The organism is Ensifer sp. B1-9 (genome assembly GCF_050474445.1).
Classification (GTDB): domain Bacteria; phylum Pseudomonadota; class Alphaproteobacteria; order Rhizobiales; family Rhizobiaceae; genus Ensifer.
This window is the reverse complement of the sequence record NZ_JBCHVG010000023.1, coordinates 67,685-78,762: the sequence shown is the minus strand read 5'-3', so window position 1 is coordinate 78,762 and position 11,078 is coordinate 67,685. Positions and strand designations below refer to the sequence as shown.

Here is an 11,078-nt window from a genome sequence, read left to right as displayed (position 1 = left end):
GCGGTTCGACCTGGTCTTCGGTCTCGACGAGGATGGCGCGGTCGGCGCCCATGGCGAGCGCGGTCCTGAGCGTCTCTTCGGCCTTGGCCGGACCGACGGAAACGACGACGACTTCACTCGCCTTGCCAGCTTCCTTCAATCGCAGCGCCTCTTCGACCGAGATCTCGTCGAACGGGTTCATCGACATCTTCACGTTCGCAAGCTCGACGCCCGAACCGTCTGCCTTCACGCGGATCTTGACGTTGTAGTCAACCACCCGCTTCACCGTCACAAGTATTTTCATCGCAAACCTTCCTCCCGCGCTCGGTCGTGCCCGAACGCCTTTTCGTCAATGTCTCGGTCGATCAGGCAACAACGCCCAGAAGGCGAACAGCGGCTTTTCACCCGAACGCATGGCGTGTTTGATGCCAGGCGGATTGTAGAAGGAGCCTCCGATCCCCGGAGAGAACCATTCGGAATCGCCGTGCTGAAACTCGCCCTCCGACAGGACGAGGTAGGTCTCTTCGGGGGCGTGGTCGTGATCGGGATAGCGCGCGTTCGGCGCCATCAACGTCACGCCAAGCCAAAGGTCCCTTCGATCCTCCAAGCCGCCGGGCCCGACAATCATCGCGTTGGCATGGCTCATCGGGAAATTCTCGCTGGCGGTATGGTCGTAGACCGAACGCCACTTCCATTCGAGCATCGGTTCAAGCGACGCAAAGCGCTCGATCAGCGCGTCCAACGACGGCCGCCCGGTCTTCGTCGCGAGGACACCATCGAGATAGCGGCCGCAGACAGGGAGGCGCTTTGCAATGTCCGAACGCAGCGGCTGCGGCGCCTCGAGCTGCTCGCAGATCTTCATGATCGACTGACGTGCTCTGCTGTCCTGCGCGAATTGGTCGAACGCGACAAACGCCGCGTCCAGAAAGGCTTGCAAGGCATCAAGCCGCGCCATCGTCAGATGTCCTTGGCCAGGCGCAGCGCATCGTAGATGGCCGCATGCGTGTTGCGGGCCGCCACCGCGTCGCCGATCCGGAAGAGTTGATAGGCGCCTTCCGGATTGCGCTCGACGGACTGCGGCGTGCCCGCGATGAGCTCGTCGTAAGAGACTTCGCCGAGATTCCTCGAACCAGGCTTCAGTTCGAAATAGAGGTCGTCGAGCGGAATGGTGCCGTGGTTGACGACGATCTGGTCGAAGGTCTGCTGCTTGGCAACGCCACCATAGTCGCTGCCGACATGGGCGATGATCTGGTTGCCACTCTTTTCGACCGACTCCAACCGGTAGGTGACGGTGAAGGTGACGTCGAGTTTCTGCAGCGAGCGCATGTAGGGAACGAGGTTCATCGCCATGACTTCCGGCGCGAAAGACCGGTCCGGCGTCATGATCTCGACCTTGGCGCCGGCCTTGGCGAGGAACTCTGCAGCCTGGAGGCCCGCATGGTCGCCGGCGTCGTCGAAAATGAGCACGTTGGTGCCAGGCTTCACATCCCCCGAGATGATGTCCCAGGAGGAAACGACGAGTTCGTTGCCCTTCGACAAGACCTCTGTGTGCGGCAGTCCACCGGTCGCGATGATGACGACGTCGGGCTTTTCAGTGAGTACGGTGCCAGCCTCGGCCCAGGTGTTGAACCGGAAGGTGACGCCGAGTTTTTCGCACTGGCTCATGCGCCAGTCGATGATGCTGATCATTTCGCGGCGACGCTCGCTCTGGGCCGTAAGCCGGATCTGTCCGCCCGCATTGTTCGCGGCCTCGAAAACGACGACCTCATGACCTCGTTCCGCGGAGACGCGGGCGGCTTCAAGGCCGGCCGGACCGGCACCGACGACGACGACCTTCTTGCGAGCGGCGGCCTTCGGGATCCGATGCGGCATCGTTTCTTCGCGGCCGGTCGCAGCATTGTGAATGCAGAAGGCCATGCCACCCTGGTAGATGCGGTCGAGACAGTAGTTGGCGCCGACGCAGGGGCGGATATCATCCTCGCGCTTTTCCATGATCTTCCGCACGATATGCGGGTCGGTCATATGGGCGCGGGTCATGCCGATCATGTCGACCTTGCCGGCAGCGATCGCATGCCGCGCCGTCGCTACGTCCTGGATCTTCGCGGCATGGAAGGTCGGGAACTTGGTTGCTGCGCGCACATCGCCGGCAAAATCCAGATGCGGTGCGCTCGCCATCCCCTGGATCGGGATGACGTCTGTCAGGCCCGGATCCGTATCGATATGACCCCGGATGACATTCAGGTAGTCGATGAGGCCGCTTTCCTTGAGACGACGGGAGATCTCCAGGCCTTCGGCCTTTCCGGTCCCACCGGGAAGACACTCGTCCGCCGTATAGCGAACGCCGAGGATAAAGTCGTTTCCGACCCTTTCGCGCATGGCTTTGAAAACGTCGAAACAGAAGCGCAGGCGATTGTCGAGCGAACCACCGTAGGGGCCATCGAGTTCGTTGGTGAGCGGCGAGGTGAACTGGTCGATGAGATGGCCATAGGCTTCCAGTTCCACGCCATCCATGCCGCCCGCCTTCATCCGTTCGGCGGCGTCTGCAAAGTCCTTGATGATGCGCTCGATGTCCCAGTCTTCGAGCTTCTTGGGAAAGGCGCGGTGCGCTGCCTCGCGATGGTGCGAGGGCGCAACGACCGGGAGCCAGTCGCCCTTGTCCCAGCGGGTGCGCCTGCCAAGGTGCGTGAGCTGGATCATGATCGCCGCGCCCTCTTCATGCACGGCGTCGGTCATCTGCCTGATCCACGGCACGATCTCGTCCTTGTAGGCGAGCAGGTTGTTGAAGACTGGAGGGCTGTCTTTCGAGACTGCCGCAGAGCCGGCGGTCATCGTCAGCGCCACACCCCCCTTCGCCCGTTCAACCGTATAGGCGCGATAGCGTCCCTTCGGCATACCGTCTTCCGGATAGGCAGGCTCGTGCGACGTGACGATGATGCGGTTACGCAGGGTCAAATGCTTCAACTGAAACGGCTGAAGCAGAGGATCGTTCGACATGCCACGGGCTCCGGTTTATGGGACTTTGATCGCAACGGTAAGCGGAAATGTACATATGTGTCAACAATCAAAAACACTACAGTTTGGCAATTCGACACATATGTACATTTTGCTTGAACCAGCCCTTTGGATTTGTTAGGAGGCAATCATGGAACAGGCGATGAGTGACACTGGTTGGCGCGGTTCACAGGAGGGGTGGCTCGAAGCCGCCTACGAGTCCCTGCTCGAGTCGGGTGTGGATTCGGTGAAGATCCTGCCGTTGGCCAAACGGCTCAATCTTTCCCGGACCAGCTTCTATTGGTTCTTCAAGGACCGCGAGGAACTGTTGAACGCTCTTATCGCCCGCTGGAGGGAGAAGAATACCGGCAATCTCATCAAGCAGTCCGAAGCCTATGCGGAGTCGCTGGCCGAGGCGATGCTGAACGTTTTCGACTGCTGGGTGAACAAGGATCTGTTCGATTCCCAGTTCGAGTTCGCCGTTCGCAGCTGGGCACTGCAATCGCCCGAGATACTGGCCGAAGTGCAGCAGGCCGATCAGGCGAGAATGGAGGCGCTGGGCCGCATGTTCATGCGGTTCGGCTATGAGGCGGGACCGGCGGACGTTCGCGCCCGAACGACCTATCTCGTTCAGATCGGATACATCTCGATGCAGTCCAAGGAAGACCTCGCGCTCCGTATGAAGCGCATTCCGGAATACATCGCGATCTACACCGGACAAACGCCGCAGCAAAGGGAGCTCGACCGCTTCTTTGCCCGGCACGGCTACAAACCAGAGTGAGAGAAGCATGGAAGCGGGCGGACCTTTGAGGGTTGGCATAATTGGAGGTGCCGGCTGGCTGGGCGGCGCAATCGCCGAAGCCATTCTCGATGCCGGCATTGCCGAGCCTCAAAATCTGTCGCTCTCCTATCGCAGTGAGCGGCCGAACCGTTTCAACCGCTCGTTCTGGACATCAGACAACCAGGCCCTAGCCGACCGTTCGGATGTTATCGTTCTCTCCGTCCGCCCGGCCGACTGGCCCAGCCTGAACGTCGATGCCGAAGGCAAGCTGCTCATCTCCGTCATGGCAGGCATCCGCCTGAGTGCTCTTGGTGCGCGACACCGGACGGGCCGCGTGGTCCGTGCCTTGCCGAATGCGGCGGCCGAAGTCCGCAAATCCTATACGCCGTGGATCGTCGCGGCCGATGTACGGGAGGATGATAGGTCGATCATACGGGCTATCTTCGACGCCTGCGGCTCCCAAGATGAAGTGCGTTCAGAGGCGGATATCGACTATCTGACCGGCCTCACCGGCTCCGGTCCCGCCTTTCCGGCGCTTCTTGCCGAGGCGATGGCGGCAGACGCCATCTCCTATGGCCTGGCGCCCGAGATCGCCAAGCGTGCCGTCAACACCCTTATCGTGGGTGCGGGCAGGTTACTGGAACAACGGGACGACTGTCCCGGCGAAACGGTCCAGACCTTCCTCGACTATCGCGGCACCACCGCGGCGGCGATCGAGGAAATGCGCGCGGCCGGATTTGGCGCCGCCGTTTCGCGCGGATTGTCGGAGGCATTCAGGAAATCGGTTCGCATGGGAGACGCCTCCTAGCGCCGTAGGAGCGGGCTCCGCGGCATCCCGCTCCAACAGAAGAAGCCGCCAAAAGAGGGAACGATAATGAAAAGCTTGCTTGCATCGACATGCCTGTTCCTTGGAACCGTCGCCGGTTCGTCGCTCGCCAACGCTGCGGACTGTGGCAGTGTCACCATCGCCAGCATGAACTGGCAAAGTGCCGAGGTGATTTCCAACCTCGACAAGATCATTCTCAATGAAGGTTACGGCTGCAGCGCCGAAATCACCATCGGCGACACCGTCCCGACCATCACATCGATGGCAGAGAAAGGCGAACCCGATATCGCGCCCGAGGCCTGGATCGACCTGCTTCCCGACGTGGTCAAGAAGGGAACCGAGGAAGGCCGTATCGTGAAGGTCGGCTCGCCGCTTCCCGACGGCGGCGTCCAGGGCTGGTGGATCCCGAAATACTTCGCCGACGCCCATCCCGACATCAAGAGCATTCCCGACCTTCTGAAGCATCCCGACCTCATCAAGGACCCTGAAGACCCGAGCAAGGGCGCGATCTTCAACGGCCCGCAAGGCTGGGGCGGCACGGTCGTGACCGCGCAGCTCTACAAGGCGTTTGAAGCGGAAAAGGCTGGCTGGACGCTGGTTGACACCGGATCTGCGGCAGGTCTCGATGGTTCGATCGCAAAGGCCTACGAACGCAAGGAAGGCTGGGTCGGCTACTACTGGGCACCGACTGCTCTGCTCGGCAAATACGAGATGGTACATCTCGATGCCGGCGTCCCCTATGATACAGCTGAGTGGAAGCGTTGCATCACGGTTGCCGAATGCACCGACCCCAAACCCAGCGCCTGGCCGATCGATACGATCGTGACGCTCGTCGCCAAGCCTTTCTCGGAAAAGGCCGGACCGGAAGTCATGGAGTATCTCAACAAGCGCTCCTGGAGCAATGAGACCATTGCCAAGCTCATGGCCTGGATGACCGACAACCAGGCAAGCGGCGAAGAAGGTGCCAAGCACTTCCTCGAAGAAAACCCTGATATCTGGAAGAAGTGGGTTTCGCCGGAAGCCGCCGCGAAGATCGAGGCGGCGCTGTAACCGGCACCGCCACGCCGATGCGGCGTGCTTCTGCACGCCGCATCGTTCATGCCGACATAACAAGGAAGAACGGATCGGCTCTTTCGAGAAGGGGAACCGAATGGACTGGTTTTATCAATTTCCGCATATGGACGACAACGCGCTTCGCGACCTGAAGAAGGTCATTGACGAGACGTTTCGTGGCTTTACGCGCAGCTACGGCGACCTGATCGAGGGATTCTTTACGCCATTGCAGCATTTTCTGATCGGCGCCGAACGGTTCATGACCAAGACGCCGTGGCCGATCATCACCCTCTTGATCCTGGCCATCGCCTGGGCAGCAACCAGAAGCCTGCGGATTGGCGTCGGCTGTCTCGTGACGCTGCTGTTGATCGGTTACTTCGGCATGTGGGACGATACGATGCGGACGATCTCGATGATCTTCGTCTGCACCGTGCTGTCGATCGCGATCGGACTGCCGATCGGCATTCTGATGTCGCGCTCCGACAGGGTCCAGCGGGTCGTCAATCCCGTGCTCGACGTGATGCAGACCATGCCGAGTTTCGTCTATCTGATCCCCGTCGTCATGTTGCTCGGCATCGGCAAGGTTCCCGGCCTGATCGCCGTCGTCATCTACGCCATCCCACCGATGATCCGGCTCACCAATCTCGGCATTCGCCTGGTCGACAAGGACGTGCTGGAGGCGGCCGATGCCTTCGGCGCCGACAACAGACAGAAGCTCTTCAAGGTGCAGCTCCCTCTTGCGCTTCCGACCATCATGGCCGGCATCAACCAGACGATCATGATGGCGCTCGCCATGGTCGTCATCGCGTCGATGATCGGCGTCCAGGGTCTTGGCCAGCCGGTGCTGAAAGCGATCGCCAACCAGTACTTCACACTCGGCATCTTCAACGGCCTTGCCATCGTCGGTATCGCCATCATGTTCGACCGGGTCAGCCAGGCCTATGGCGAACGGCTCCAGAAGCACCGGGAGGTGGTCCATGGCTGACCATGCTTTCGGCGGCATCGCGATCCGCCATCTCTACAAGATCTTCGGGCCAAACGCTGAGGCTCATGTCGAAGCGGTCCAGAACGGCCTGAGCAAGGCCGAACTCAACGAGCGCCACGGACATGTGCTCGGCCTTCGCGACATCAATATCGAAATGCCGTCGGGCTCCATCCAGGTCATTATGGGGCTTTCCGGCTCGGGCAAGTCGACGCTCATCCGCCATATCAACCGGCTGATCGACCCGACGGCCGGCGAGGTCCTTGTCGACGGCGTCGATGTGATGAAGATGCCCGAAATGGAGTTGCGGGATTTCCGCCGCCACCAGACGGCAATGGTGTTCCAGAAGTTTGCGCTGCTTCCGCATCGCAGCGTGCTCGACAACACGATCTTCGGCCTCGAAATCCAGGGCGTGTCGCGGGCGAAGAGCACTGAGACCGCCATGCGGTGGCTGGAACGGGTCGGTCTCAAAGGCTTCGAGCAGAAATATCCCAATCAGCTCTCCGGCGGCATGCAGCAGCGCGTCGGCCTTGCCCGGGCGCTTGCCAACGACGCACCGGTTCTGCTGATGGACGAGGCCTATTCGGCGCTCGATCCGCTCATCCGCACAGACATGCAAACTGTGCTTCTGGACCTGCAGAAGGAGATCAAGAAGACGATCGTCTTCATCACCCACGATCTCGACGAGGCGCTCAGGCTCGGCGACCAGATCGCCATTCTGCGCGACGGCGAGGTCATCCAGCAGGGATCAAGCCAGGACATCGTGTTGAGACCCGCCGACGATTATGTCGCCAACTTCGTGAAGGAGGTAAACCGCGGGCGTGTCGTGCATGTCGAGGCAATCATGATGCCATTCGGCGCGACCGCCGTCGATAGCGGACCGCGGATTGCCGCCGATCTCACGATCGAAGAGGCGGTGCGTACGCTCGCATCAGCGCCCGAAGGCGATATCACCGTCGTCGATCCTTTGGGCAAGCCTCTCGGCATCGTCACGTTCCGTCAGTTGGCGGGTGCGATGGTCAATGCGCATGAAGCGAGGGAACGTACAATGGCGATCGCAGCCACCGCCGCGTGACATAGGCAACCGACCCAAGATGTCTCCCCTCCGGGCGGACGGTTCTCCGCCCGGAAAAGCGTAAGGGTTGCCGAAGCGCACCCATTCCAGTCCCGATCCCTTCCCGTCCGGAGTTGCGCCATGTCCAAGAAGTTTCCCCGGCTGTTCTCCCCTCTCAAATTACGCGCCCATACCCTGAAGAACAGGATCGTCTTCGGCGCCCACACGGCGAACATGGCGGTCGAGGGCCTGCCGACGGAACGCCATGCCGCCTATTACCGTGAACGGGCGATCGGCGGCGCCGCGATGATCATCGTCGAGCCCATGCCGGTCCATGCCGCAGCCGTTTTGACCCGCGGCAACTTCCGCCACTCCGACGATAGCGTTATCCCCCACTTCAGGAAGGTGGTCGAGGCGATCAAGGAACACGGGACGGTCGCGATCCAGCAGCTTTACCACGTCGGCGCCCATGGAGATTCCGACAACTCCTTTCATCCGCATTGGTCGCCGTCGGGCGGGCCGAGCTATCACGACAGCGACGGCTCGCATCCGATGACCGAAGCGGAAATCCTGGAGACGATCGACGGCTTCGTCGAGGCGGCACGGCGCTGTCGGGATGCCGGCTTCGACGGCGTCGAGGTCTGGGCGGCCTATCTCGGCATGGTCGACCAATTCTGGACCCCCTGGTGTAATCGACGCGACGACCAATGGGGCGGCTCGCTCGAAAATCGCACGCGCATGTCGCGGGAAATCCTGACGCGGATCAGGGAAGTCTGCGGCCCGGACTTCATCGTAGGCCTTGCCGTCAGCGACGAGCCGGACGTCAAAGTTGCTCTTCAACGCGACGAACTTGCCGAGATCATCCGCCTGCACGATGAACTGGGCCTCATCGACTATGTCACCTGCGGTTCGGGCGGTTACCTTGATTTCTACAAGTTGATGCCCACGTTCCTTTACCCGGAGAAACTTGGCGCCGATCTCGCATCGGTCCTGAAAGGCGTCGTCAAGAATGCCCTGGTGATCGCCGAAAGTCACATCCGCATCCCGGAAAACGCAGAAACAGTGCTTGGCGAAGGAGCAGCTGACCTCGTTTCGATCGTGCGCGGCCAGATCGCCGATCCACATCTGGCGACGAAGGCGGGCGAGGATCGTCCGGACGACATTCGTGGCTGTATCTCGTGCAACCAGATGTGCTGGGGACGTCGATCGCGGGACTACTGGATCAGTTGTCTGATCAACCCATCCGTCGGCCGCGAGGCGGAATGGAACGGCGACCGTTTCCTGAAGACCGGTGCTCCGAAGCGCGTGCTGGTGGTCGGCGGCGGTCCCGCCGGACTGGAAGCCGCTCGGGTGGCCGCGGAGCGTGGCCACAAGGTCGTGCTTGCCGAAGCCTCGAGCCGTCTCGGTGGAAACTTCCTGCTAGCGGGGATGCAGCCGCGAAGGGCACAGATCCTCGAGCTCATCGCCTGGTATGAGCGCCAACTCGAGAAACTCGGCGTGGAGCTTCGCCTCAACACCTATATCGAGGCTGAGGACATCGAACCTTCCGAATTCGACCGGGTCGTCGTCGCCACCGGCTCCTACTCGCCAGAGACGGGCTTCCAGAAAGCGCTACCGACGGTCGGGACAATGCCGGGTCTGGCGAAGGGCAACGTCTTTACGGTCGAAGCCGTCATGGCACGCCAGGCAAGGCCGGGCAAACGCGTCCTGCTTCTCGACGAAGGTGGCGGCTGGCGCGGCTGTGGCACCGCCTGGAAGCTTGCCGAGGAAGGCCACCTGGTGACGATCCTGACGCCCGATCCCTTCGTCGGCAAGGAGTTGCAGAGAACCGCCGCCGACGTTCCCATGCGGCAGGCGCTAAGCAAGCTCGGCGTCGAATGGATCGTCGAAGCCAGCATCAGCGAATGGCACGGCAATGGCGCAACAATCGTCGATCACAACACGGGAGAACGCCGCTTCGTCGAAGCCGATGCGCTGGTCACGGCCACCACCAATTCGCCGGCCGACTGGCTGATGCCAGGCCTAGCAGAACGGGGTATTTCGCCCCACCAGATCGGCGATTGCGCGGCACCGCGCCAGGCGCCCTATGCGTTTTACGAGGGCCGAAAGGCGGGATTGGAGATCTGATATGGCGGATGAAGTGGAACTCGGCGGGGCGGAAGCGGAGGAGCTTGCACTCAGAGCATGCCTTGGCGCCGGCGCCAATCCGCAAAGTGCCCGCTCACTCGTCGACGCGACCCTTTCGGCCGCTCGCTGCGGTCCCGTTGCGGTCGGGTTTCCACATCTGGTGGACTATCTCAACAGTTTCCGTGACGGCCGTATCAATTGCGATCCGGCGCCGGTCGTCACGCGCCCCTTTCCCGCCTTTCTGGCATCCGACGCGGACCAAGGCATCGCACAACTCGGCTTTGATCTTGCCTTTCGAGACTTCGTCGACGCAGCACGCACTTTCGGGATCGCCCTGTTCAGCCAGAAGAACAGCTACACCACGGGCGAACTTGGCTACTACGTGCGCCGGCTTGCGCTGGAAGGATTGAGCGGTCTTGCCGCGACAAACGCGAATGCCATGGTTGTTGCAAAGGCAGGCGGACCTGCCGTCTTCAGCACGAACCCGATCGCCTTCGCGTTCCCACTCGGCGATGGCACCCCGCCACTGCTCATCGATCAATCTTCCAGCGCCACAGCCTATGTCAACATCGCCGCCGCTGCCGCCGAGGGACGGTCCATTCCCAGAGGTTGGGCGGTCGATGCAGAAGGCGCCGATACCGAGGACGCCGAAGAGGCGCTCATCGGCGCCCTCCTACCCTTTGGTGGCCGCAAGGGTGCGAACGTCGCCCTTCTGGTCGAAATGCTGTCGGCCGGCCTCTCCGGCGGCTCATGGTCGCTGGACACGCCAAGCTTCAGAACAGGCGATGCCTCTCCCGCCGTCGGGCTGACGGTGATCGCGATGATACCGGGTCCGGCCGGGAGCGGCTACATCGCCCGCGCCCACGACCAAATCCGGCGACTGGAAGAGCTCGGCGTTTACGTTCCAGGCGTCAGCGGTAGGCCGCCTCGGCCGACTGAACAACCCTTGCGAATGTCCCGCGCCGTCTTCGACGCGATTTGTCGTTTCGCAGCGACTTAAGGCGATCCGTCTGTTTGAAGGATGGGCGGAAATCTATTCACGCCTCTCGGAATAGCTGGCGAGCGGCTCGCCGAGAACGTCAAGCCGCGGCGTTATGTCGAGACCCGGCCATCCCCGTTCAGAATGTGGCGGTGAGCATAGGACTTTCAGGCGCCAGCTTGAACGCCTCTTCATGGAACAGGCCAAAAGCTCGCCGGCGATCAGCTACAGGGGCATTCGCCTGGAGGGGGAAAAGCAGATGATTCTCCACCCCTCGCTTTTAGAGTCCAAGCATGCATCATCATC

At 61.4% G+C, this 11,078-nt stretch carries 10 protein-coding genes; 7 read left to right on the top strand and 3 right to left on the bottom strand.

Annotation, left to right across the window (positions count from 1 at the left end):
* The 3 genes from ACQ5BM_RS31450 to ACQ5BM_RS31440 all read right to left on the bottom strand — a co-directional run.
* On the bottom strand, window positions 1-283 hold a 283-nt coding region (locus ACQ5BM_RS31450; protein WP_429819692.1), incomplete at its 3' end, for an electron transfer flavoprotein subunit beta/FixA family protein.
* A 45-nt stretch (window positions 284-328) separates the two neighbouring features.
* Window positions 329-934: a dimethylsulfonioproprionate lyase family protein gene (locus tag ACQ5BM_RS31445; RefSeq protein WP_429819690.1), complete on the bottom strand. Its 606-nt coding sequence runs from the start codon at window positions 932-934 to the stop codon at window positions 329-331.
* Between the two features lie 2 nt (window positions 935-936).
* A complete protein-coding gene (locus ACQ5BM_RS31440; protein ID WP_429819688.1) occupies window positions 937-2,973 on the bottom strand; it encodes an FAD-dependent oxidoreductase in 2,037 nt (678 codons plus the stop codon).
* Between the two features lie 148 nt (window positions 2,974-3,121).
* On the opposite strand from ACQ5BM_RS31440, the gene ACQ5BM_RS31435 reads away from it, so the two are divergent.
* From ACQ5BM_RS31435 to ACQ5BM_RS31405, 7 genes are all read left to right on the top strand, one after another.
* Window positions 3,122-3,751: a TetR/AcrR family transcriptional regulator gene (locus tag ACQ5BM_RS31435; protein WP_429819686.1), complete on the top strand. Its 630-nt coding sequence runs from the start codon at window positions 3,122-3,124 to the stop codon at window positions 3,749-3,751.
* 7 nt (window positions 3,752-3,758) lie between these two features.
* Window positions 3,759-4,559, top strand: a complete 801-nt coding sequence (locus ACQ5BM_RS31430; RefSeq protein ID WP_429819684.1) for a pyrroline-5-carboxylate reductase family protein — start codon at window positions 3,759-3,761, stop codon at window positions 4,557-4,559.
* A gap of 66 nt (window positions 4,560-4,625) precedes the next feature.
* Window positions 4,626-5,627, top strand: coding sequence for an ABC transporter substrate-binding protein (locus ACQ5BM_RS31425; protein ID WP_429819682.1), 1,002 nt, complete (start codon window positions 4,626-4,628; stop codon window positions 5,625-5,627).
* Between the two features lie 100 nt (window positions 5,628-5,727).
* Window positions 5,728-6,615 (top strand): ABC transporter permease, encoded by an 888-nt coding sequence (locus ACQ5BM_RS31420; RefSeq protein ID WP_429819681.1) that lies wholly within the window; start codon window positions 5,728-5,730, stop codon window positions 6,613-6,615.
* Window positions 6,608-7,687 (top strand): quaternary amine ABC transporter ATP-binding protein, encoded by a 1,080-nt coding sequence (locus ACQ5BM_RS31415; protein ID WP_429819678.1) that lies wholly within the window; start codon window positions 6,608-6,610, stop codon window positions 7,685-7,687. Before ACQ5BM_RS31420 ends, ACQ5BM_RS31415 begins: the two co-directional genes overlap by 8 nt.
* A gap of 120 nt (window positions 7,688-7,807) precedes the next feature.
* Window positions 7,808-9,793: an FAD-dependent oxidoreductase gene (locus ACQ5BM_RS31410; protein WP_429819675.1), complete on the top strand. Its 1,986-nt coding sequence runs from the start codon at window positions 7,808-7,810 to the stop codon at window positions 9,791-9,793.
* A gap of 1 nt (window position 9,794) precedes the next feature.
* A complete protein-coding gene (locus ACQ5BM_RS31405) occupies window positions 9,795-10,793 on the top strand; it encodes an Ldh family oxidoreductase (protein WP_429819672.1) in 999 nt (332 codons plus the stop codon).
* The last annotated feature ends 285 nt before the right edge of the window (window positions 10,794-11,078 follow it).

Coding starts and splice junctions, on each gene's coding strand:
- ACQ5BM_RS31445 (WP_429819690.1), bottom strand. CDS start 934: ATGGCGCGGCTTGATGCCTTGCAAGCCTTTCTGGACGCGGCGTTTGTC.
- ACQ5BM_RS31440 (WP_429819688.1), bottom strand. CDS start 2,973: ATGTCGAACGATCCTCTGCTTCAGCCGTTTCAGTTGAAGCATTTGACC.
- ACQ5BM_RS31435 (WP_429819686.1), top strand. CDS start 3,122: ATGGAACAGGCGATGAGTGACACTGGTTGGCGCGGTTCACAGGAGGGG.
- ACQ5BM_RS31430 (WP_429819684.1), top strand. CDS start 3,759: ATGGAAGCGGGCGGACCTTTGAGGGTTGGCATAATTGGAGGTGCCGGC.
- ACQ5BM_RS31425 (WP_429819682.1), top strand. CDS start 4,626: ATGAAAAGCTTGCTTGCATCGACATGCCTGTTCCTTGGAACCGTCGCC.
- ACQ5BM_RS31420 (WP_429819681.1), top strand. CDS start 5,728: ATGGACTGGTTTTATCAATTTCCGCATATGGACGACAACGCGCTTCGC.
- ACQ5BM_RS31415 (WP_429819678.1), top strand. CDS start 6,608: ATGGCTGACCATGCTTTCGGCGGCATCGCGATCCGCCATCTCTACAAG.
- ACQ5BM_RS31410 (WP_429819675.1), top strand. CDS start 7,808: ATGTCCAAGAAGTTTCCCCGGCTGTTCTCCCCTCTCAAATTACGCGCC.
- ACQ5BM_RS31405 (WP_429819672.1), top strand. CDS start 9,795: ATGGCGGATGAAGTGGAACTCGGCGGGGCGGAAGCGGAGGAGCTTGCA.